The organism is Pseudoduganella sp. R-31, assembly GCF_049913235.1.
Taxonomy (GTDB): domain Bacteria; phylum Pseudomonadota; class Gammaproteobacteria; order Burkholderiales; family Burkholderiaceae_D; genus Rugamonas.
Map to the genome: position 1 here is coordinate 1,998,903 of NZ_CP183986.1, position 22,133 is coordinate 2,021,035.

Annotated in this window: 19 protein-coding genes, 1 tRNA gene and 1 pseudogene; 10 read left to right on the forward strand and 11 right to left on the reverse strand. The window is 61.2% G+C overall.

The annotated features are described in order from the left end of the window. Positions 1 to 6: 6 nt before the first annotated feature. Complete coding sequence (locus tag ACN9MY_RS09075) at positions 7 to 2,763, reverse strand: Tat pathway signal sequence domain protein (protein ID WP_426337166.1); 2,757 nt, start codon at positions 2,761 to 2,763, stop codon at positions 7 to 9. 1 nt (position 2,764) lies between these two features. Next, positions 2,765 to 3,967: a DUF4861 family protein gene (locus ACN9MY_RS09080; RefSeq protein ID WP_426169897.1), complete on the reverse strand. Its 1,203-nt coding sequence runs from the start codon at positions 3,965 to 3,967 to the stop codon at positions 2,765 to 2,767. A 127-nt stretch (positions 3,968 to 4,094) separates the two neighbouring features. Between ACN9MY_RS09080 and ACN9MY_RS09085 the strand changes: the two genes are divergently transcribed. The 7 genes from ACN9MY_RS09085 to ACN9MY_RS09115 all read left to right on the forward strand — a co-directional run bounded on the left by ACN9MY_RS09085 (position 4,095) and on the right by ACN9MY_RS09115 (position 11,234). Beyond that, positions 4,095 to 6,236 carry a DUF3141 domain-containing protein gene (locus tag ACN9MY_RS09085; RefSeq protein WP_426169899.1) on the forward strand — a complete coding sequence of 714 codons (2,142 nt, stop codon included), beginning with the start codon at positions 4,095 to 4,097 and terminating at the stop codon, positions 6,234 to 6,236. A 100-nt stretch (positions 6,237 to 6,336) separates the two neighbouring features. Next, on the forward strand, positions 6,337 to 7,332 hold the full coding sequence (gene dusA / locus ACN9MY_RS09090) for a tRNA dihydrouridine(20/20a) synthase DusA (RefSeq protein ID WP_426337167.1): 996 nt from the start codon (positions 6,337 to 6,339) through the stop codon (positions 7,330 to 7,332). Positions 7,333 to 7,667: 335 nt separating this feature from the next. Further along, entirely contained in the window at positions 7,668 to 9,413 is a 1,746-nt protein-coding gene (locus ACN9MY_RS09095; RefSeq protein ID WP_426337168.1) for a methyl-accepting chemotaxis protein, read from the forward strand. 50 nt (positions 9,414 to 9,463) lie between these two features. After that, a complete protein-coding gene (locus ACN9MY_RS09100; RefSeq protein ID WP_426169904.1) occupies positions 9,464 to 9,796 on the forward strand; it encodes an energy transducer TonB in 333 nt (110 codons plus the stop codon). A gap of 36 nt (positions 9,797 to 9,832) precedes the next feature. Next, positions 9,833 to 10,165: an energy transducer TonB gene (locus tag ACN9MY_RS09105; RefSeq protein WP_426172157.1), complete on the forward strand. Its 333-nt coding sequence runs from the start codon at positions 9,833 to 9,835 to the stop codon at positions 10,163 to 10,165. Between the two features lie 79 nt (positions 10,166 to 10,244). Further along, the gene (locus ACN9MY_RS09110; protein ID WP_426169907.1) at positions 10,245 to 10,808 is read left to right on the forward strand and encodes a hypothetical protein; all 564 of its coding nucleotides are present in this window, start codon (positions 10,245 to 10,247) and stop codon (positions 10,806 to 10,808) included. Between the two features lie 81 nt (positions 10,809 to 10,889). Further along, on the forward strand, positions 10,890 to 11,234 hold the full coding sequence (locus tag ACN9MY_RS09115; RefSeq protein ID WP_426169910.1) for a hypothetical protein: 345 nt from the start codon (positions 10,890 to 10,892) through the stop codon (positions 11,232 to 11,234). 214 nt (positions 11,235 to 11,448) lie between these two features. On the opposite strand, the gene ACN9MY_RS09120 is transcribed toward ACN9MY_RS09115, so the two are convergent. From ACN9MY_RS09120 to ACN9MY_RS09145, 6 genes are all read right to left on the reverse strand, one after another. Continuing rightward, a complete protein-coding gene (locus tag ACN9MY_RS09120) occupies positions 11,449 to 11,889 on the reverse strand; it encodes a hypothetical protein (RefSeq protein ID WP_426337169.1) in 441 nt (146 codons plus the stop codon). A gap of 78 nt (positions 11,890 to 11,967) precedes the next feature. After that, positions 11,968 to 12,672, reverse strand: a complete 705-nt coding sequence (locus ACN9MY_RS09125) for an NIPSNAP family protein (RefSeq protein ID WP_426337170.1) — start codon at positions 12,670 to 12,672, stop codon at positions 11,968 to 11,970. Positions 12,673 to 12,709: 37 nt separating this feature from the next. Then, entirely contained in the window at positions 12,710 to 14,020 is a 1,311-nt protein-coding gene (locus tag ACN9MY_RS09130; RefSeq protein ID WP_426337171.1) for an adenylosuccinate synthetase, read from the reverse strand. Further along, positions 14,013 to 14,990, reverse strand: coding sequence for a VWA domain-containing protein (locus ACN9MY_RS09135; RefSeq protein ID WP_426337172.1), 978 nt, complete (start codon positions 14,988 to 14,990; stop codon positions 14,013 to 14,015). Before ACN9MY_RS09135 ends, ACN9MY_RS09130 begins: the two co-directional genes overlap by 8 nt. Before the next feature lie 20 nt (positions 14,991 to 15,010). Continuing rightward, positions 15,011 to 15,895, reverse strand: a complete 885-nt coding sequence (locus ACN9MY_RS09140; RefSeq protein WP_426337173.1) for a protein kinase family protein — start codon at positions 15,893 to 15,895, stop codon at positions 15,011 to 15,013. Positions 15,896 to 16,039: 144 nt separating this feature from the next. Then, the gene (locus ACN9MY_RS09145) at positions 16,040 to 16,528 is read right to left on the reverse strand and encodes a tetratricopeptide repeat protein (protein ID WP_426337174.1); all 489 of its coding nucleotides are present in this window, start codon (positions 16,526 to 16,528) and stop codon (positions 16,040 to 16,042) included. Between the two features lie 303 nt (positions 16,529 to 16,831). On the opposite strand from ACN9MY_RS09145, the gene ACN9MY_RS09150 reads away from it, so the two are divergent. The 3 genes and pseudogenes from ACN9MY_RS09150 to ACN9MY_RS09160 all read left to right on the forward strand — a co-directional run. Beyond that, a complete protein-coding gene (locus ACN9MY_RS09150; protein WP_426337175.1) occupies positions 16,832 to 17,311 on the forward strand; it encodes a pilin in 480 nt (159 codons plus the stop codon). A 372-nt stretch (positions 17,312 to 17,683) separates the two neighbouring features. After that, on the forward strand, positions 17,684 to 18,178 hold the full coding sequence (locus tag ACN9MY_RS09155) for a pilin (RefSeq protein WP_426337176.1): 495 nt from the start codon (positions 17,684 to 17,686) through the stop codon (positions 18,176 to 18,178). 78 nt (positions 18,179 to 18,256) lie between these two features. Then, positions 18,257 to 18,994, forward strand: a pseudogene (locus ACN9MY_RS09160) (transposase); the annotation flags it as partial. Positions 18,995 to 19,599: 605 nt separating this feature from the next. Here ACN9MY_RS09160 and ACN9MY_RS09165 read toward each other — a convergent pair. The 3 genes from ACN9MY_RS09165 to ACN9MY_RS09175 all read right to left on the reverse strand — a co-directional run bounded on the left by ACN9MY_RS09165 (position 19,600) and on the right by ACN9MY_RS09175 (position 22,121). Further along, positions 19,600 to 19,675 (reverse strand) — tRNA-His (locus tag ACN9MY_RS09165). Positions 19,676 to 19,757: 82 nt separating this feature from the next. Beyond that, a complete protein-coding gene (gene murI, locus ACN9MY_RS09170; protein ID WP_426337177.1) occupies positions 19,758 to 20,594 on the reverse strand; it encodes a glutamate racemase in 837 nt (278 codons plus the stop codon). Further along, on the reverse strand, positions 20,595 to 22,121 hold the full coding sequence (locus tag ACN9MY_RS09175; protein ID WP_426337178.1) for a fumarate hydratase: 1,527 nt from the start codon (positions 22,119 to 22,121) through the stop codon (positions 20,595 to 20,597). It lies immediately after the preceding gene. Positions 22,122 to 22,133 lie beyond the last annotated feature (12 nt).

A 22,133-nucleotide genomic window follows, 5' to 3' on the forward strand; every position in this document is an offset into this window, starting at 1 on the left:
GGCTTGTTATGATTTGGTTGGAAGCTGTGCGCCAGCGAGCGCCAGGTTCTGGATAGCCGCGAGGCCCCATTGCGCGGTGTCGTTGGTGGTCATCCATGGCACTTCGCTGACCGGCACCAGCACGTCGGGACCCTTGATCGTGGTGCAGCGCAGCGCTGGCGTGCGGCCGCTGAAGAACTCCTGCCACGCCCTGCGCGCAAGTTCCGCATCGTTGCGGCGCCAGGCCGCGTAGGCAGTCAGGCGCGAATGGCCGACCCGCAAGGCATTGGTGCCGCCATGCGGCCCGCCAAGTTCGCGTTGCTGCTCCGCAGGATTTGCGTTGTAGAGGGCGCAGTAGCGCAGCCACGCTTGCTCGAAGCGCGGCTGGTCGAGCATTGCAATCAGTTCGGCGAAGATTTCCGGCGCGCCGAAGGCGACGTTCAGGTGGCTGGCGGTGACTTTGCCGCCCTGGGTGTTGTGCAGATGGCCGCTGCTGCGGTCGTAGCCCATGGCATTGGCGCTGAAAAAGCCTTGCGGCATGGCGGCGATGTCGCGCATCCCGGCCAGCAGCATGTCGCGCCAGCGCTTGTCGCCGGTGCGCTCCCATTCCACCAGCCAGGTGCCGGCCAGCGAGCTCCAGTCGGTGCCGAAACTGGCGCGCGCCGTGTACGGTCCTTGCAGCGCGCCGGCGCGTTTGCGCAGCGGGTCGACGGCGGCCAGGCTGGCGTCGGCATCCAGCAGTTCCCGCATGATGTCGCCGATGCGTTCGTCGGCTGTCAGGTAGTAATAGTAGCGGCGGTACAGGGCCTGGCTGATGCGCAGCTGCTTGGCGCTGCAGCCCCAGTGCTGCACGTTGTGGCGCGAGCCTAGGCCGGCGAAGCGGCCCAGATGGTAGGTGTCCACTTCGCTGGTGTGGCGCGCCATGGCTTCGGCCAGGCGGAAGATATCGGCTCGGCCGGTGCGAAGGAATGAGTACCAGAGCCACAGGTCGGGCGACAGTTCGGAATTGTCCCAGGCGTAGCCGCCGACGTCGTAGCGCCAGGTGTGGCGGTCGGCGTCGTAGGTGTGCATGACGTCGCCGTAGTCCCAGAAGCCGTACCAGTGGCGCTGTTCGACCTCGTTGCGGTAGAAGTCGAAGCGCTTGTCCAGCTCATTTTCGAGCTCCGCGCGGGCGGGGGAGGAGCGGTCGGGCAGGTCCCACATCGGGCCAAACACGCCGGTCGCCAGGTAGCGGGCGGGCGAGACCACCAGTTGCGGAGGCGTTTGCGCGGCGGCGGCCATGCGCACCATCTGCTCGCGCTGCGGCGTCGCGGCCAGCGCCCACAGCGTGATCTCGCTGCTGCGTGCCACGCCGACCGGTGTGCCGAAGCCTTTTTCGTAATCCTCGTAATTGATCTCCAGGCCTTCCAGTTCCTGCTCGTGGGTTTCCATGCCCATGCCGTCGTGATAGAAGCGCAGGTCCATGGCCGGGGCGTCGGGAGACCACATCCACATCGTCACTTCGGCTTTTTCCGTGTGGGCGCTGCGGATGTCGAGCTGGGTGGGGTGACGCTGCCAGAAGTCGCGCAGGCCGAATACGACGCCGCCGCTGGCGCCGCCAACGTAGCCGCAACCGGCGGCGCGACGGCCCCACGCGGCGTTGATCCAGCCGTGGCCAGGCTTGGTGCGCTTGCGGATCTGGAAACCGTCTGCCGACAGTTGCGACAGCGTGTAGTCGCCCCAGGCAGGGATCAGTTGCAGGCGTTCGCTGACCTGCTTGTTCATTTGCCCTAGCGGCGGCACGGGCAGGCCGGCTACCTGGGCCTGGCGGAACGCTGCGCCGGGATCGCGCCGCAAGCCAGTCAGCCCGCGCACGCCTTCACCCCATAGGCCGCCGTCCTCGCCGCTGAAGCGCACGTGCCGGTCGTGCGGGGCGTCGCGCATAGGAACTTCAAAGCGAAGGCCGATCCCGCGCAGGAAGTCCTTGTTTTCGTCTCCGTCGAACACGAAGGTGTGCATGATGCGGATGGATTCGGCGCCAGCGTAGAAGTACAGGCGCACGGTGAAGGGCAGCCAGGCGCGGTTGGCGCTGCGGTGGCGGCCTTCGATCTTCGCGACGGTGCGCAGGGGGCCGCGCTGTTCGATAGTAGTGCGTTCGATGGCGCTGGAGAAATGCTGCTGCCGGGTGGCGCCGTTGCCGGCGTCGGGCTGGTCGTCGCAGAGCGCCACCAGGCGGCACGCCTGCGCGATGGACCTGCCGTCGCGCGTGATGCTGCGGATCAGTTGCTCGCCCCTGCGCGGCAGCACGCAGCGGATGATGCCGGTGTCGATCGTGAACGCGTCCTGCGCTTCCTGCACCACGATGGCGGCGGCAGGACGGGAAGCGGGCTTGCCGGGCCGGACGCTCAGGGAGCCGCCGACGAGGAGGGAGGGCTCGGCCGGCATCGCATGGGCGGTCCACTTCAGCGAGCCGTCGGGCCAATAGGCGAGCGGCCAGCTTTGCATGGGGTGTTCACCGGCAGCGCTGGCGAGGACGAAGGTTTGCTGTTGTTTCTGTTGGCCGCGCGGCCACGGAACGGTAAAGGTCGTGCCAAGCGACAGCGCTGGAGCGGCGCCTTCGAGCCAGCGCAGGGGGACGTCGGGTTCCGAGGCAGCGGCAAGTGCCGCGGCATTCGCGGCCGTGTCGGAACTGTGCGCCGCCCCGCCGGCCCCGCTGGCATCGCCCGCACCGGCAGGGCCGGCGATGCCGGCCAGCGAAGCGAGCGCGGAGGCCTGGATAAACTGTCGTCGTGTCAGCTGCGCCATATCATTGAGCGCCCTTGTACGAGACCTTCAACGGCGACTTGATGCGCGCGGTCTCGGCGGCGATATGGCGATCCCAGTCAGCCTTGCTGGCGAACGGGCTGCCGCGCGACCATGTCGCGCCGGCGTAATAGCGCAAAGGCTTGCCTGAAACGACAGGCGCGGTGACCAGTTCATTCAGGTCGTCCTGCGCGTAACCCTCGGCGGACGGCAGGATGACGGCCACGCCAAACGCACCATTACTTTTCTGCTCGACCCACTGGCTTAGCGAGCCTGCGGCGCGTCCCGTCGTCACGACGGCCTCCTGGCCCTTGTCGGCCGGATTCCGGTTCAGCCCCAGGGCCGCCGTCAGCGAGGGAACGCCGTTGAACGTGAAAGTGCTTTCAACCTGGTCGAAATAGTGTCCCGCGTCGACGGTGAAGCGTTTTGCTTCCGAGACCTTGACGCCGGCGGCATCCCAGCTGTCATAGGAGAGTTCGAAGACTGCTCGCACCGGTCCGTTTGCCAGCACCTTCCATTTTGCATAATTGCGCGCGGTGGACAGTGTCATGCCATCCCAGATCCCGGTACCGCCGGCCCCGCGCGAGCGGCCGACGTTGTACATGTCCATGCCTTCGCCTTCGTCATGGTGATAATGGTCGTGCCCCTTGTTGTACCAGCGGTCGACGATCGGGTATTCCACGCGTTTGAACCAGATATCGAGACCGCTCGTGACCAGCACTTCCTTGCCGCTGCCCGGTTCTGCCGGCGCGCCCAGCGCTGGCCCGTAGGTGCGGTGCGCCACCTTGTCGTTCTCCCACGCGAAGTCGTCCAGGCGTTCCGGCACGTAGCGCGCAAACACCTTGGAAGGGAACGGGGGCGACACGGCGCCGCTTTTCTCGACGGTGAAGGTAGCGCTACGCTCACCAGCCGCGAAGTCGTGCTGGAAGATCAGCTCACCGTAGGCGATGCCTTTGCCCTCGGGATCTTTCGCTTCCGGCAGAACGTTGGTCACCTGGTAGGGCAAGGCCTTGCCCGACGCATCACGCACCGTGATCTTCTGCAGCAATGCCCCGGGCAGGGCGCGATTGACTTCTGCCCATGGCACAGCGATCGTCTCGGAGGGGCGCGCCTGCGCCAGTTCATGGCTGGCAGTGATGGTGAGGCGTTCGGCGGCATGCGCGCTGCCGGCAGCGGCGAGAATAAGGAACAGTGCTTTGGCGCGCATGGTAGGCTGTGTTAAGGTTGATGTGATCACAATAGTGTTCCGAGTATTGGATTTCGCGCAGGGAGTGTCAACGGAGCAGGGCATAGTAATCATGTAAATGATCAGATACACGCTGAGGGAGAATTGCATGGCCGACCAAACCAACCTTGCAGCGCAAGCAGTGGAGTACTGGACCGACGCCTGGCAGCGTTCGATCCTCTTCATGGACGTGCTGTATCGCCGCGGGACCGAGCGCAATGCGCGCGAACGCGAGACCGCGCCGCATGTGCTCAATTTCGAATTCGAGACCGTTATCGATGGCCGTACGCTTCCGCGGCCGGTGAATTATTCGCTGATGCGGATCATCCCGCCTGAGGGCGTGGAGATCGACGAGAGCAAGCGACCCTTCATCGTCGTTGATCCGCGCGCCGGGCATGGCCCGGGCATCGGCGGCATGAAGCAGGACAGCGAGATCGGCGTCGTCCTGAAGGCGGGCAATCCCTGCTACTTCATCGGCTTCCTGCCGGCGCCGGTGCCGGGGCAGACCATCGAGGACGTCTGCCATGCCGAAGCCCAGTTCATCGAACAGGTGGCCTACCTGCACCCGCAGGCCGAAGGCAAGCCGGCCCTGATCGGCAACTGCCAGGCCGGCTGGCAGATCATGATGACTGCGGCGTTGCATCCCGAGCTGGCTGGGCCTCTGGTGCTGGCTGGCGCGCCCTTGTCTTACTGGGCCGGCGTGCGCGGCAAGAATCCCTTGCGCTACCTGGGCGGCCTGACCGGCGGCACCTGGATGACGTCCCTGGCGGGCGACCTTGGCAACGGCAAGTTCGATGGCGCCCACCTGGTCAGCAACTTCGAAAACATGAACCCTTCCAATACCTACTGGAAGAAGGGCTACCACGTGTATGCCAATGTGGACACCGAGGAAAAGCGCTTCCTCGAGTTCGAGCGCTGGTGGGGCAACCCGGTGCTGCTGAACGCGGAGGAAATCCAGTTCATCACCGACAACCTGTTCGTCGGCAACCGACTGAGCAACGGCACCATCCACGACACGGCCGGGCGCCGCATCGACCTGCGCAATATCCGCTCACCGATTGTAGTGTTCTGCTCCTGGGGCGACGACATCACGCCGCCGCAGCAGGCGCTGGGCTGGCTGCTTGACCTGTATGAAGACGATGCGGCGCTGGTGGCTGGCGGGCAGACCGTGGTGTACACATTGCACGAATCGATCGGGCACCTTGGCATCTTCGTGTCGGCTTCCGTCGCCAACAAGGAGCACGATGAATTCGCGCGCTCGATGGACTTGATCGACGTGCTGCCGCCGGGGCTTTACGAAGCGGTCTTTATCGACAAGGCCGGTGACGGCGTGCACAGCCCCGAGCTGGCAGCGGGTAATTACGTTGTACGCTTTGAAAGGCGCGACTTGAACGAATTGCGCGCGCTGGGCGGCAACGACGATGAAGATGAACGCCGCTTTGCCGCGGTGGCGCGGCTGTCAGAAATCAACCAGGGGCTGTATCGCACTTTCGTCAGCCCGTTCGTGCAGGCCGCAACCAATGAGCAGTCGGCAGAGTGGATGCGGCGCATGCATCCCTACCGCATGCGCTACGAGCTGTTCTCAGATATGAATCCTTTCCTGGGCGGGATCAGCGCCCTGGCCGAGCAAGTGCGCGGGCAGCGCAAGCCCGTTGCGCAGGATAACTTCTTCCTGAGGATGCAGGAGGCGGCTTCCGAGCAGATCGTGGCGGCGTTGGATCAGTACCAGGTGATGCGCGACCAGTCGGTGGAGCAGTTCTTCCTGTCCACGTATGGCCAGCCGCTGCTGCAGACGCTACTGGGCTTGCGCGCCGATTCGGCCAATATTCGCCGCCGCATCGGGCGCGATATTGCGCGCGAGTCGGTGGTGGCCGCGCGGCGCACCGAAGCGGCCAAGCGCCTGGCGAGCGGCGGCGAAAGGGAAGCGGTGGTGCGGTCGATCCTGTATATCGCCCGTAGTCCCGAAGTGCGCGTGGCCGACGAGCGGGCCTTTGGCGTGCTGCGTGAACTGCGCACACTGCTGCCGGCGAAGGAGCGCGTATCGCTGGCCCGCTTCAAGGAAGTGGTGCAGGAACAGAACATGATCCTGCAACTGGATGAAGAGCGCGCCATGTCGGCGGTGCCAAAGCTGCTGGCCGACGTCGACCGCAAGCGCGCGCTGGAAGGCATCCGCCAGATCATGACCGCCTCCGGCGCCCTGTCAGGCGAAGCGGCCCGCCGCATGTCCCGCGTCGAAGAACTCTTCGCTTGAAAGTCGGGGTCAGGTCTGGCAATCCGCCAAAATGGCGGATTGCCAGACCTGACCCCGACTTTCGCTATAATATGCGGCCCTTCTTGTTGACCTTTGCATTATGACCACCCCGATCGCCCCCAAGCCTTCCCGCCGCCTGTCCGTGGCGCCGATGATGGATTGGACCGACCGCCATTGCCGCCATTTCCATCGCCTGATCTCGCAGTACACCTGGCTGTACACGGAGATGGTGACGACCGGGGCATTGGTGTACGGCGATGTGGAGCGCCACCTGCGCTTCAATGAGGAGGAGCATCCGGTGGCGCTGCAGCTTGGCGGCTCCGATCCGAAGGATCTTGCCATTTCCGCCAAACTGGGCGAGAAGTGGGGTTACGATGAAATCAACCTGAATTGCGGCTGCCCGTCGCCGCGGGTGCAGAAGGGCGCTTTCGGCGCTTGCCTGATGACCGAGCCGCAGCTGGTGCGCGATTGCGTCAAGGCGATGAAGGATGCGGTCGATATCGAGGTCACCGTCAAGCACCGCATTGGCATCGACCATGAGGAAAGCTACGGCTTCGTGCGCGATTTCGTCGGTACCGTGGCGGAAGCCGGCTGCACGACCTTCGTGGTGCATGCGCGTAACGCTATCCTGAAGGGCTTGTCGCCCAAGGAAAACCGCGAGATTCCGCCGCTGAAGTACGAATACGCTTACCAGCTCAAAAAAGACTTCCCCCAGTTCGAGATCCTGATCAACGGCGGCATCAAGACCCTCGAAGAAATCGATACCCACCTGCAGCACGTGGATGGCGTGATGCTGGGCCGCGAGGCTTACCATAACCCTTATCTGATGGCTGCCTTCGACCAGCGCTACTACGGGGCGAGCGAGCCTCCGCGCAGCCGCCAGCAGGTGCTCGAGGCGATGATCCCGTATATCGAGGAACAGCTTGCGAAAGAGGGCGGCAAGGGCTTGAAGATCAACACCATCACCCGTCATATGCTGGGCCTGGCCCAGGGTTTGCAGGGCGCGCGCCAGTATCGCCAGACCTTGTCCGATGCCAGCAAACTCGCGGCAGGCGATCCGGCAATCCTGCTCGACGCTTTCAGTCGAACCAAGTAAACGCGAGTTGTCCTGCGTATTCACTTCCGATTTGCGCTGCTGCTGAGCTGTTTCTCCGAAGGAAGTTCAATTGCCAACAGGGTAAGCAAAATTTGCTTGCCCTGTGGAAACCTCACGTCTATAATTTCCTTGATACACACTTGCAATTTGCGGTTCCTACCGCGTTTTTGGGATGAAATACGACAGGTTTCATCCCGCGGCGATAGCGGTCTTTGCATTCGCAGTCATAGTTTGCTACTGTCGATACTTGCGTAGCAGCAAGGGTCAGTGGATGTGGTTAATGTTTCACTAAAGCATCCTTCAGGCAATCGAAAATCTTCTAATTAAGAGCCGAAATGAATTTGAGCAAAATGAAAGTAGGGGCCCGCCTCGCCCTCGGATTTTTCCTGGTACTGGCGTTTCTCGTCATTATCACCATCGTCGGCATCTGGCGCATGGCTCAGATTCAGGACCGCCTGGATCATGTGGTGAGTGTGAATGCTGTGGCTACCCGGCTGGTGGTCGACATGCGTAACAACGTTGAAAACGTCAGCGACCTGAAGATCCTGACGCTGATGTCCGAACCTTCCGACATGGAGCCGGAACTGGCCCGCATCAACAAAGAGCTGAAGGATTACCAGGACGCCGATGCCAAGCTGAGCGCCCTGTACGCCAAGGATGCCACGCCAGAAGAAAAAGCACTGCTGACGCAAGTGAAGGCGCAGGAAGCGCTGGTGCTGCCTGCCGTGAAGAAGGCATCCGAACTGTGGCTGGCCAATGATGCCCTGGCCGCAACCAAGATCTACCTGAAGGAAATCAAGCCGGCGCAGAAGAAGTGGACCGAAGCATTGGTCCAACTGGCTTCGCTGGAAGACAAGATCAACGAAGAAATGAAAGTGGAAGCCGCTGAAGGCTTCTCGTCGGCACGCCTGTTCATGATCGTGGCAGGCCTGGCCGCCACGGTAGTGTCGATCTTCGCAGCCTGGGTCATCACCCGCGGCCTGCTGAAGCAACTGGGCGGCGAGCCTGACTACACGGCGTCGATCGCTGGCGCCATCGCCAATGGCGACCTGTCGGTGCAGATCGACACCGCGTCCACCGACAAGGATTCGCTGCTGGTCGAAATCAAGGAAATGCGCGACAGCCTGGTGGATATCGTTGGCCAGGTGCGCCAGGGTACCGAAACCATCGGCACCGCTTCGCGCGAAATCGCTGCCGGCAATATCGACCTGTCGTCGCGTACCGAAATGCAGGCTTCGTCGCTGGAGAAGACTGCTTCCGCGATGGAAGAACTGACCTCCACCGTGAAGCAGAATGCCGACAACGCCCGCGAAGCCAACCAGCTTGCAGCATCGGCTTCCGACGTGGCGCTGAAAGGCGGCCAGGTGGTATCGCAAGTGGTCGAGACCATGAGCTCGATCAATGCTTCCGCCAACAAGATCGTCGACATCATCGGCGTGATCGACGGTATCGCCTTCCAGACCAATATCCTGGCGCTGAACGCCGCTGTCGAAGCAGCGCGTGCCGGTGAACAGGGCCGCGGCTTCGCCGTGGTGGCATCGGAAGTGCGCAACCTGGCCCAGCGTTCCGCTGGCGCCGCGAAAGAAATCAAGTCCCTGATCGGCGACTCGGTCGAGAAAGTGGAACGTGGTTCGAAACTGGTCGGCCAGGCTGGCGTGACCATGGATGAAGTGGTTGCTTCCGTGCGCCGCGTCACCGACATCATGAGCGAAATCGCCAGCGCTTCGCAGGAACAGAGCGCCGGCATCGAGCAGGTGAACCAGTCCATCATCGAGATGGATGCCATGACCCAGCAGAACGCTGCGCTGGTGGAAGAAGCTGCTGCCGCTGCGCAGTCGCTGCAAGACCAGGCTGGCGAGCTGTCGCGCGTGGTGTCGATCTTCAAGCTGGACGCTGAAACCGAATTTGCGCTGACCGCCGCCAAGCCGGCCGTCACCCAGACCGCTGTTGCCGTGGTGCCGAAGGCTCCGGCGAAACGCGCGGCTCCCGCCAAGCCGGGCGAGCGGCATGCCGCGAGCGCGCCAGCGCCGAAGAAAGTGGTGGCCGCCACCGCCGGCAGCGACGAGTGGGAAGAATTCTAATAATCGGGGACACACCCGCAGTCTTTTATAAATTTTGATTGGGATTTGAAATGAACAAGCGTCTGATTGGTTTTATCGCAGCATCCATCGTTTCCGTTTCCGCATTCGCGGGCGAAACCCCAGCAGTATTCGATGCCAAGAATTGCAAGGCTGAATACCCGAAAGCTTCCTTGATGAACGAGGAACAGGGCCAGGTCACCATGTCCTTCCTGATCTCGGCTTCGGGCGAGGTGATGGATTCCAAAGTGGATAAATCCAGCGGCTTCAAGAACCTGGACAAGGCGGCAGTCAAGGCCATTACCGCTTGCAAATTCAAACCAGGCACCAAGGACGGCGCCGTAGCCCAGACCTGGACCAAGGTCGACTACGTCTGGTCCCTGTAAATCATTTCTTTTCTCATTCGGTAGGGGAACATCATGATGACCAAGTTGAGTGTTATCACTGCAGCGCTCGCAATGGGCGCATCGGCCTTCGCGGCCGAAGTACCAGCATCGTTCGATGCCAAGAATTGCAAGGCTGAGTATCCAAAAGCGTCCCTGATGAATGAAGAGCAGGGCACCGTGAGCATGTCCTTCCTGGTTGCCGCCAACGGCGACGTCAAGGATTCCAAGCTGGACAAGTCATCCGGCTTCAAGAACCTGGACAAGGCTGCAATGAAGGCGCTGAGCGCCTGCAAGTTCAAGCCGGGCACCAAGGACGGTGCGCCGGCCGAGACCTGGACCAAGGTGGACTACGCCTGGAAGCTCGACTGACCGGTGTTCCTGTACAAGAAAACGGCCCCTCGTGGGCCGTTTTTTGTTAATCTGCGGGTATTACGTCTGGATAGCCCGTATGAAAGTTCTGTTTCTCGTTCCACTAGCCGGCATTTTGCTATCCGGTTGCGCCATGTGGCGCGACCCGAATGACCCGGTGCGCAACAAGCAGTATGTTGTTGTCGTCAATTCCATGACCTGGCCGAATGCGGCGAGCGGCAAGCTGGACGGTACTCGCACCGCCTGGCAGCTCCAGGAATTGAGTAATAACGAGGAAATCTTCCCCTTGGCCCAGCTCAAACATTGCCCGGATGCCCTGCCTTGCGCCTGGGGCGTGCTGCTTGCCTCGCGCAACGTCACGCGCTACGCCTTCGAGCGCGGCGGCATTACGCTCGACTTGGGGCTGAACGTCGACGTGCACCGCCGCCAGCAAGACCGCCGCCGCAACTTCCATACATCGATCGCGGTGCCGGCCGACGTGCCGGCCCTGAGCTACCAGCACGTGTTGCAGGAGACGGTATCCCTGCCGTATGGCAAGGTGTACCGGGTCGACATGGATTATGGGATCACTTACCGGCTATGTGCCCAGCGCGTCGATGCGGCGGGCAAGGCGGTCGACAATTGCGACATCCCGTATATTTGAGTTGCCCGCGGTAAGCATTTGTAAAACCTGCGACATGCGCGCGATTTTTCCCTATAGTTGAATCCTGGGAAGGAGAATGCCATGAAAACCTTGATGATCTTGCCGGTGCTGGCCCTGGGCCTGGCCGGTTGCGCCACCCAACAGCCGGTGCGCTATGCCTCCAGCAATCCATATGAATGGCGGACGGTGTCGGTGACGCCGGTGCCGAACGGTACCGCTGCGCGTTCCGGTTCGCAGGTGACCTATTCGAGCGAGCCGGTGTATGTTGAACAGCAGCCTGTGTATGTTGCGCCGCAGCCAGTCTATGTGGCGCCTGCGCCTTACTATGCGCCAGCGCCGGTGTATGCTTACCCGCCGGTGACAATTGGCTTTGACTTCCTGTTCACCAACCGCCATCGCCACGGCTATCGTGGCCGTCGCTGGTAATCAGTGGAAGAAGAGGGGGATGTGCGTCAGCACGTCCGCCGAGCACAGCAGCCAGGTTGCAGAGGCCACCAGGCTAAGCAGCACAGCGCTGCTGGCAAATGGATGGTGGGACATGGGATGCTCCTGCCTAAGATTATGATCTCATCTTAATCAAGTGCAAACAAAAAAGGCATCGGAGAGCTGCCGATGCCTTTGTAGGACTATTGCTCGTCCGCTATTTTTTACCCCATAACACGACAGGCGCTTCCGGCGCGGTATCCAGGGCGTTGGACAGGTTCAGCCAGTCGTTCAGGCGGTCCGGCTCCTTCAGCGTAATGCCGGCGCCGTCGATATAGCCAACCTGCTCCAGGAACCGGGCATCCATCTTGGCTTTGGAAACGGTCGGCGCCACGGCGACCATGCGATCGTATGCCTTGCGCGCCTTGTTCTCCCATTTGTGCAGGGACGAGTCGTCAAAGCGGTTGACTTCGAAGTAGACAGTCAGCGAACCGTCCGGGTTGCCAAAGCCGACAATGCCGGCCCCCTTGCGGATGGTGGTGGAATTGGCGAGGTCGAACAGGTCGGTCGGGACGAACACGCCGGCGCGCCCGCCAATGGCAGGGAGGCCAACCGGGGTGTCCTTGCTGTAAGTGGATAGTTCTTTCAACTCAGACATGACTTTTTCCATATTTGCAACGTTCTCTGAGTCGATATTCTATCCCCAAAACAAATGCTGTAGCACAACGAATGTTGCCTAAATTTTCGTGTGGTAACGCAGGCGTGAACGATGCGTCGGCCGCAGCAGGATGCGTTCGGGCGGTTCGCGCAGCAGGTCGCGGGCCGGGTCAGGGAGTGCTTCCAGCGCTGGCGGCTGGCAGCCCGGTGCGGCGCTGCCCAGCCAGACCAAGTGCGGGCCATCACCGCGCACCGGCAACTGCGGGAAGTTGTTCGGCATGTCGAGCGTGACAAGGGTGCCGGCATCGCGCCAGCCGGAATCACGCCAGGCTGCGAAGGCCGGCGCTGCCAGTGCGGAAAAGCGCTCCAGCTGGCCGGGCTTGACCGTACAGAGGACCGCTACCGCTTCGCCCTGTGCGCCTTCGGACTCCAGCACCGGATCGACGGCGGGCATGACCGGCACGCCGCTGCCGGGTTGCAAAGGGCGCAGCAGCAGCACATTATCGCTGTCGGTCATCAACCCGTTCAGCGTGGCTTTGTGCTCCTTCCACACCGGGCCGTAGTAAAACGCGGCGTTGACCACGGCGCGCTGCTCCCAACTGGTGAAGCCGCGCATCCAGAGGAAGCTGTTCGGGTTGCCGCGCTCGGTGAACTGGCCGAGCGCCAGCGCGCCCAGCTGCTGGAAGGCTTCCGGGAACAGGTTTTCGAAATAGCGTGAGAACGCTGCCTGCCCGCCTTCTACAGTCGTGTAGCGGCGGAATTCAATGACGGGGTAGGTATCCATGCCGCCAGCTTAGGCGGCAATGCGGTCGGAATGCGCCCTATTTTCCAGTTCGAATGTGTTGCCAGGTCGGGCCGTACGAGCCGAGGACCACGGGCAGGTTCGTGAGGCTTTGCAGTTCATCGACGTATGCGTCGGCGTCGGCGATGGGCATGTCGGCGTAATTGGGGCTCGCAGCGCGCAGCTGCGCGCACAGCGCTTCCTGGTGACCCAGGTCGGGCTGGCTGGCGAGGGAGAGGTCGCGGATTTCACCGCCGTGCAGCTTGTAGCTGTGGGCCCAGCGCAGTTCGGCCCCGCCCCGGAATGCGTCGAGGTGGCTGACCAGCAGGCCTTCGATGCGGCCCGCGGCGGCAAGCGCGTAGCGCAGCAGGACGGCGTCTGGATGGCCGCGGCGGAAGCGGCCTTGCCAGCCGCTGTCGGCGTTATGCGGTTCTGCCAGGGTTTGCAAAGCCCGGTCCTCGGTTGGCATGGGGCCCTGGCCGTGGCGGGTGAGGTAGCTGCGCATTGCGCCGAAATGGGTAATGCGTTCCGCCAGGCCGTAGCCGGCCAGAGCGGCTTCGGCGGCAACGGGGCTGGTGCTGCTCCAGGTCGTATGCGGGTGGAAGCCGTGCCACTCATCGAGCAGCATTCCCTGGGCGCCTTCCATCACAATGCTGCCGGGTCGCGTGAGTTGTGCGGCGACCTGCTCGGGCGCGGAGGGCGCTACCTTGGCGATAAGGCGCTGTACGTGTTCGAGCCACAGCAGCCCGAAACCTGGATCATCCAGGATTGCTGCGTCTTGATGGTCCAGCGCCGCAGCGCGGGTGGGTAGCGCAGCGCGCAGGTGGTGGCGCATGGCTTCCAGCTTTTCGCGGACGCGTGAGTGATGCAGCAAGTCGCCATAGCGCAGCGCCTGTTCGGGCTGGGCCAGCGCATGGCCAACCGTTTCGCCGAAGCCTACGCCACAGCTTCCGTGTGCAGCGGCGCCGCGCGCGCGTTCGCGCAGGCGGCCGGCTGCTTCGTGGTATGGCGTCGTGACGAGGCAGCGGGCGTCGATGAGCAGGCGGTCCAGCGCATCGCTGATGCCCGCGCGCTGCAGGTAGGTTTCTTCGACCAGCAGCGCGGTCGGATGGACCACGACTGGCGCGGACAAGACGGTCGCAACGCCGGGATTGAACGTTCCGGCGCCGAACTGGGAGAAGGTGTGATGGCGGCCGTCAGGCAGGACCACATTATGCCCGGCCTGCGCGCCACCGTTGAAGCGAACTACCGTGTGTGCCGACCTGGTACGGCAAAGGTAATCCGTGAACAAACCTTTGCCGCAGTCGCCAAAGGCTAGTCCGATGACCGATACGATCCTGCCCTCAGCCAAACAGACGCCTCCACCAAGGGCGTTCGCCGAGCGCCACGGCCGGCGACGATACCGGAATGTCGTGCGCCGTGCCCTTATCCAGCAGCGCTGCATATGGGCGCAGGGCGCGGACGATAGCGGACACGCGGCCGCCGTCGATGCCTTCGCCGGACAGCACGCCTGGCAAGGCGTCCAGCTTCGGCAAGGCGCCTTCGGTCAGGGCCACGATGGAGGCGGCAACTGCGCAGGCATCTTGCGGCGCTTCCATGCAGATCACATGATCGCCCAGCAGCTCGCGCCAGCGCGCTTCGCATCGCTGGCGGCGCTGCAGGTCGGGAATCAGGAAGAACAAGTGGAAAGTCTCGGAAGCGGCTGCGATCACCTCTTCAATCGGCAAGTCCTGGTCAAGGCGGTCGCCGACCAGTGCTTCGACCTGGTGGCGCGACACCGCAGGGTAGGGCAGTTCATCGCCGGTCAGGAACAAGTAGCCTTTCTTGCGGCGCTTGGCCCAGCAATCGAGGTCGGTGTGCTGGGCCGCCATGTAGAAGGCCAGTTCATAGCTCTCCTCGCCCGAGCCGCCCCCGCCGCCTTCGATATAGCTCCAGGTCAGCCACTGGTCCATCAATTCCGCGGTCGATTCGAACTGGCCGACCTGCAGAGGCGCATGGTCGGATACCGCATCGCCGATTGCCATGAATTGGATTTGCGGGTCCGGGACGCCGCAAGCCATCAGCAAGCGCATGAAGGTCGGCAGCTCTTTCGTCGCCAGCTGCTGCGGGATGTCGCCCATCGAACCGGTGACGTCGAGCGCAAAGACAATGCCCAGCGAGTTCGGATGGTCGGCATTGTCGCGCGACTCGCGCATCTTGATGCCCTTGGGGTTCATCAGGGGATGGCAAGCACGTTGCTGGAATACTTCGGTGCGCGACGCGGATGCGCGGTCGGCGACCAGGGCAGCGTGGGCTGCGAAGGAGTAGTTACCGTGTCCCAATTTGGCTCCTTTGGATACGATTAATGCGTTGGGTGGAAATGCAGGAAGCGCGGCGGGCCGAAAGCGGCTGCCGCTGCGCTGGTGACTTCGTAGTGCAAACCTGCTGCGCCTTGCGCCCGAAGCCAGCGGGCGTCGGAACAGGCGCGCTGCAGCAACTCCGCCAGGGGCGCCGGAACCGACGCCGGCAAAGCTGGCGCGTCATCGCCAGCACGCTGGCCGGCGAGCAGGGCGCGCATGCTCCACGCCGACTGCAGCAAGTCGCGCGACTGGTCGCCAGCCCGCTTCGCGCCTGACCAGCCGATCAGGAAGACGCCATGGTCGGCAGGGTGCACCAGCATATGTTCCAGACTTACCGCGCCATGGCTCCAGCCGATACTGTGCACGTGCGCCAGAACTTCAAGCACGCGGCGCCACATCCAGACCACATGGCGCGCATCAAGACCGGTTCCATAATGCCGGTGGACTTCGGCCAGGCTTCCCCAATAGCCCGGTGGATGGCGCAGTATATGTACCGTGCCGCCATTGCCGTCCGGGCCCAGTGCGATCGATTCGGGCAGGCGCTGCGAAAAATATGCGGAGCCCGGCGAGGTGTCCGCCTGCAGTTGGCGCAGGATGTCGTGTTCGCGCCCCAGCTTGGCCGCGTCGGCGTATTTCAGCACCACGTGTTCGCCCAGCCGCCCGCAGCGGCGTGCCAGCACGACACGCGAACCAGCGCCTTCGTATAACAGACGGATGATGCGGTAGCGCCGTTCGCCGCAGCGGGCATCCTGGCCGACCGGGTCGTTCTGGAAGCGCAGGAGCGCTTCGCGGAAGCGCGCCACGTCGACGACGGCATCGGAACGGGTGACGGTGGCGGCGCAATATGGGCACTCGACGGTGCGCCAAATGGCCTGGCGTGGCAGCACTCCGCCACACTGCGGGCAACTCAAAGACTGGAAGTCCACACGAATCCTGGAGGGTTGTCTGAAATCAGCAAAATCCGCAACCGGACCTTTTGGGGGGCAGAAGGCTTGAACTTAACTGGGAGAATCCCCCACGATATGGTCTGGTCAATCGCTGTTCGTTACTGTAACACAGCGAATCATTCCGGAAATTTGCGCCTGCGATACGATGTGGCCACCAGCTGCAGCCTTCGCAATCCACATCAGCCCTAAATTGTCGTCCTTGGGAACACCTGTGCCCTCGACGTAAGCCCGGCCCATCCAGTGCATCGCGCTCACATCGCCCTGCTTTATCGCGAGTTCGAGCCAGTACAGCGCCTCCTTGTGCTTCTCTAAGTCACGAAAAAGTAGTGCCAAATCGGACTGGGCCTGCGCATGGCCCGCATCTGCATCTAATACAAGCTGTAAATCCTCGGCTGTTAGCGTCACCCATAGGTGCGGAAGTATTGAATCCAGCACAACTGTCGAAACTTCATTTGCTTTTACATGGTTCTCGGCGCCCCGTTCCACCGAACCATCGGCAAATCTGCGCCAAAACGTGCGCTTGCTCCAACCGGTCAATGTGATGGCGGTGCTAATTTTGATCTGTTGGTTCATTTCTCATCTTCAGTAAAGTTTGCTAGCGAACATTTCAGGAATATTCTGGGCAGAAACTTACGGGGTAATAGTTGCCGTGGCGCATCAAAAGGCTGTGCCAAGCCCGGATGATACGCTGATTGTCGTGCCACGCCAAAACTGTGGCGCAGCATGGACCTGCGCCACCGGGCGAGATGCACCAAAGATATTGCCAAAAAACGGCAAAAACATCGCGAATTTGGCCTGGCACGCTCATTGCATAGTATGCGGTGTGCAGCAAAACTTTGAGCCGATGAGGCTCCCAACACTCAACAGGAGAGAAGCATGAAATTCGCACAATACAAGAAGCAAGCACAGCAGGGTTTCACCCTGATCGAACTGATGATCGTTGTGGCGATCATTGGTATTCTGGCAGCTGTTGCCCTGCCTGCATACCAGGACTACACCGTTCGTTCCCGTGTTGCTGAAGCAATTACTGCTGCTGATGCCGCTAAAGTTACCGTAGCCGACAACGCTGCCAATGGCACTCCGTTTGCAACTGGCCTGAATCCAGGTAAGGCGACGCAAAACATTGCAACCCCACCTGCAATCGACGCTAGCGGCGTTATCACCGTCGTGACGACTGATAAAGCAGGTGCTTTCACTATCACCATGACCCCGTTTGATGGCGCTATCGGCACCGGTCTGACTGCAGGTACTCCACCAGTCAACCAAATCGTATGGGCCTGCAGCATTAGCGACGAGAAGAAATATAAGTACGCACCAGCAAACTGCCGCCAAACTGAAGCTAAAGCTCTGCTGTAATTAGCGGCTAGCTCGACTAAAAAAATGCCCGCTCTTTGCGGGCATTTTTCATACAATTGGTGCCAAATCCATAATGTCGTGCATGGCTTTTTGGTAAGCACCGCTAATGCATTTTGCTGCCCAGTGGCTTCACTTTCATTACGCTAAGTCAGGCATGCATCCTTTTAGCCTGTTGGTGTTGACCGAGCTTGTGAGTGTTGCTTATATGCGAAGCGCCCGTCTTGTTCGTGCCGGTAGCTTTCATAATTCGGATGCCAGGCACACCCTGCACGGCAAAAACCGTCTAGATGCCTGGCACGCTCATTGCTGAGCATTCTGTGTGAAGTAAAACGTTGAGTCGTCGTGATTCGCAATACTTAGTAGGAGAGAAGCATGAAGTTCGCACAATGCGAGAAGCAAGCGCAGCAAGGTTTTACCCTGATCGAGCTGATGATCGTCGTGGCGATCGTTGGTATTCTGGCGGCAGTTGCTTTGCCGGCATACCAAGACTATGCCGTTCGCGCTCGTGTGACCGAAGCAATGGCTGTTGCTGATGCTGCTAAAATTGCGGTTGCCGACAATGCTGCCAATGGCACTCCGTTTGCGACTCCTCTTAATGTAGGTAAAGCGACGCAAAACATTGTATTAGTACTTAGCGTCGACATTGGTGGTGTGATTACTGTCAAGACAACCGAAAAAGCCGGGAATGTAACGCTCACCATGACTCCCTTCGATGGCGCAGGCGCCAATGGTGCTCTTGGCAGTCGACTAACCCAGGGCATTATTCCAACCCACCAACTCACCTGGGCTTGTAGCGTAGATTCGATGAGTAAATTCAAATACGTGCCAGCAAACTGCCGCCAGACTGCTGCTAACGCATTGTTGTAATTGGCGACTGAGATAGCTTCCTGAATCGCCGGACACAGTCTATGCATTATCCTTACGACTAGCAATAGGACTAGGCATATGACTAAGAGCAGGCAATCAATCGAGTTGGTGGCGGTCAGCGACGAGAAGCGTTGTCGATGGTCCGCAGCAGAAAAGGCAGCACTGGTGCGCGAAACGTACGAGCCAGGAATGAGCGTTTCGCTGGTGGCGCGCAAACACGGAATCAGCGCGAGCCAGCTATTCAACTGGCGGAAATTGGAGCGCGAAGGCGCCCTGGTGGCAGTCCATGCCGGCGAATCGGTCGTGCCAGCCAGCGAGCTCGCAGCCGCCCGCGCCCAAATCGCACACCTGCGGCGCATGCTGGGCAAAAAAGCCATGGAGGCTGAAATTCTGAAGGAGTCCGTGGACTTTGCCCGCGAAAAAAAAGTGGCTTGCCCGCGCCCTTGTTGCCGAAGGACGACCAGTGAAACCGGTCTGCGAGGCCTTGGGCGTGGCGCGCTCTCACGTGATTGAGTTGATAACGCGGTCGCCGGATTGGGTTGATGGCCGCACGGTGCGCGAGATGGACGTACTTGCCGACCTTGCCTTGGTCGACGCGATTCGCGCGGAGATTGGTCAATTGCCGACGTACGGCTATCGACGCACTGGGCGCTGGTCAACCGCCGGCGCATGGCAGCGGGCCTGGCGCTGTTTAATCACAAGCACTTCTATCGAGTCATGAAGGCTTATAGGCTGCTGTTGCCGAAAGCGCCGAAGCGAATCGTTAGCGCTCGCGTGCACAACGGCACTATGGCAGAATTCATCGCGGATTGCCGGGAAACGTTGCTTTGACCTTCAGGAGGAAGAGTTCAGAGTCGCGGTAGTCATAGGTCACCCGTTTCATGACCCTTATCTTGTTGTAAATCCCTTGAGCTGACCGGTATTCATGGAGCAGCGCATGCGCACTAAGTTCCAGTACAGGGGTAGTTTTAGGGCGGGGAGTAGGAAAGGTTGGATGGCGTTGCTGCGTGCCATCGCTTGCTCCTTGCTCCACGGTGTTACGAACCCCGGCTATCGGCGCGACACTCGCGAACGGCGATTAAGCCAACTAATGCGCTGGGTACGGCAACGACTACAACCGTAGCAGCGTAACCCAGCTTCCCAAATGGGAGGCTGAGTCTATGATTTGGCATGAGAGCAGTGGGTTAGTTAGAGGGTTTGGAGGTACAAACACAATAACTCTTACTCATTGCTCTCTTGCGTTTAAAGCATGGTCATTCCGGAAATCCGCGATAACCCATTTTTAGGCCACAGTGAACTGGTCATGGAAATGGTAAGCGTAAATTGCCTGACACTTTGCGTGCCACCCTGCGGCGATGATCTGGATGAAAAAAAAGCCGCAAATGCGGCCATTTTTATCGTTCATTTTCAGCTAAGAAATTTGGGGTGGCTGATGGGGCTCGAACCCACGACAACAGGAATCACAATCCTGGACTCTACCAACTGAGCTACAGCCACCACTGAAAACTTCTTTTCCATCGCACCGTAGCGCGACAGAGCCGAGATTATATAGGGACTCCGATAATCTGGCAAATATATTTCAAACGGCCACGGAATCGACCTGAGGGTGCAGTCCGAGCAGGCTGGCAAACTGCTGCTTCAGAGCCTCTGCGTTGCCGCTGGTGTAGCCATGCAGGTGGGCTGGCGTGCCTCCTGGACGCAGCAGGCCGGCGCCTTCCAGCAGGCGTGCCAGTTGGCGGGCTACGGCGTCGCCGGTGTCGATCAGCGTGACCGCGGCAGCGTCGCCGCGTGCCGCAACTAGCTGTGCGATGGCGTCCCGCACGAACGGGTAGTGCGTGCAGCCGAGGACCAGCGTATCGGCGCCTTGCTCCAGCAGCGGCTCAACATAGCCCTTCAGCATGGCTGCTGTTTCGTCACCGGTCAGATCGCCCTGTTCGATGCGTTCTACCAGTCCGACGCAGGGCTGCAGCAGGAAGCGGGTGCCGTTCGAGCCTGAGATCTGTTCGCGCAACGCCAGGAACTTCTCACCGCGGAGCGTGCTTGCCGTCGCCAGGACTGCGACCGTGCCATTGCGGCTAGCCGCAGCGCCAGGCTTCAGGCCCGGCTCCACGCCAACCACGGGCAGCGAAGGATAGGCGGCGCGTACTACCTTGATGGCAGCCACGGTGGCCGTATTGCAGGCCACTACCAGCGCCTTCGCGCCCTTATCGAGCAGGAAAGCCGTCACCGCAATCGCGCGCTGCACCAGCCATTCGTCCGTCTTGGCGCCGTAGGGGGCAAAGGCGGAGTCGGCGAAGTACAGCACGTGCTCGTGCGGCAGCTGCGCGTGGATATGGCGCAGCACGGAGAGCCCTCCGACGCCGGAGTCAAAGACGCCGATCGGCGCGTCGGCGGAGAAGGGGACAGGATGGACCATTTATGCTGGCTGCGCCGCCTTCAGGGACTCGATCTTCACCTGCCATTCTTTCGGACCGGTGTTGTGCACGGAAGTGCCGGTAGAGTCGACGGCCACGGTGACAGGCATGTCGACCACGTCGAATTCATAGATCGCTTCCATGCCCAGGTCTTCGAAGCCGACCACCTTGGCGCCCTTGATCGCTTTCGATACCAGGTATGCCGCGCCGCCGACCGCCATCAGGTAGGCCGACTTGTGCTTCTGGATCGATTCGATCGCGGTCGGGCCGCGTTCCGCCTTGCCGACCATGGAGATCAGGCCGGTTTTCTCCAGCATCATGTCGGTGAACTTGTCCATGCGGGTTGCGGTCGTCGGGCCGGCAGGGCCAACAACTTCTTCGCGCACTGGATCAACCGGGCCAACGTAGTAGATCACGCGGTTGGTGAAGTCCACCGGCAGTTGCTCGCCCTTGGCCAGCATGTCCTGGATGCGCTTGTGGGCGGCATCGCGGCCGGTCAGCATCTTGCCGTTCAAGAGCAGGGTCTGGCCCGGCTTCCAGGACGCCACTTCTTCCTTGGTCAGGGTGTTCAGGTCGACGCGCTTGGACTTCTCGGTGTCGGCAGCCCAGGTGACATCAGGCCAGTCGGACAGCTTTGGCGGCTCGATGTAGGCCGGGCCGGAACCATCCAGCACGAAGTGGGCGTGGCGGGTAGCCGCGCAGTTCGGGATCATGGCGATCGGCTTGGAGGCAGCGTGGGTCGGGTACATATTGATCTTCACGTCCAGCACGGTGGTCAGGCCTCCCAGGCCTTGCGCACCGATGCCCAGGGCATTGATCTTGTCGCACAGTTCGATACGCAGCTCCTCCAGCTTGTTCTGCGGGCCGCGCTTTTTCAGCTCGAACATGTCGATGTCTTCCATCAGCGACTCTTTGGCCAGCAGCATGGCTTTTTCGGCGGAGCCGCCGATACCGATGCCCAGCATGCCTGGCGGGCACCAGCCGGCGCCCATCAGCGGCACGGTCTTCAGCACCCAGTCGACCAGCGAGTCGGAAGGGTTCAGCATGACGAACTTGGTCTTGTTCTCGGAGCCGCCGCCTTTGGCCGCAACGGCTACTTCCACGGTGTTGCCTTCCACCAGTTCCATATGGACCACGGCCGGGGTGTTGTCCTTGGTGTTCTTGCGCTCGAAGTGCGGGTCGGCCACGATGGACGCGCGCAGCTTGTTGTCGGAGAAGTTGTACGCGCGGCGCACGCCTTCATTGACGGCGTCCGTCACGGTGCCCTTGAAGCCTTCAAAGCGCACGCCCATGCCGATCTTCAGGAAGACGTTCACCATGCCGGTATCCTGGCAGATCGGACGCTTGCCTTCCGCGCACATGCGGGAGTTGGTCAGGATCTGGGCGATCGCATCTTTCGCGGCCGGGCTTTGCTCGGCTTCGTACGCGCGCGCCAGGTGCTGGATGTAATCGGCAGGGTGGTAGTAGCTGATGTACTGCAGCGCGGCGGCAACAGATTCGATCAGGTCGTCTTGCTTGATGATGGTCATGATTGGCTCGTT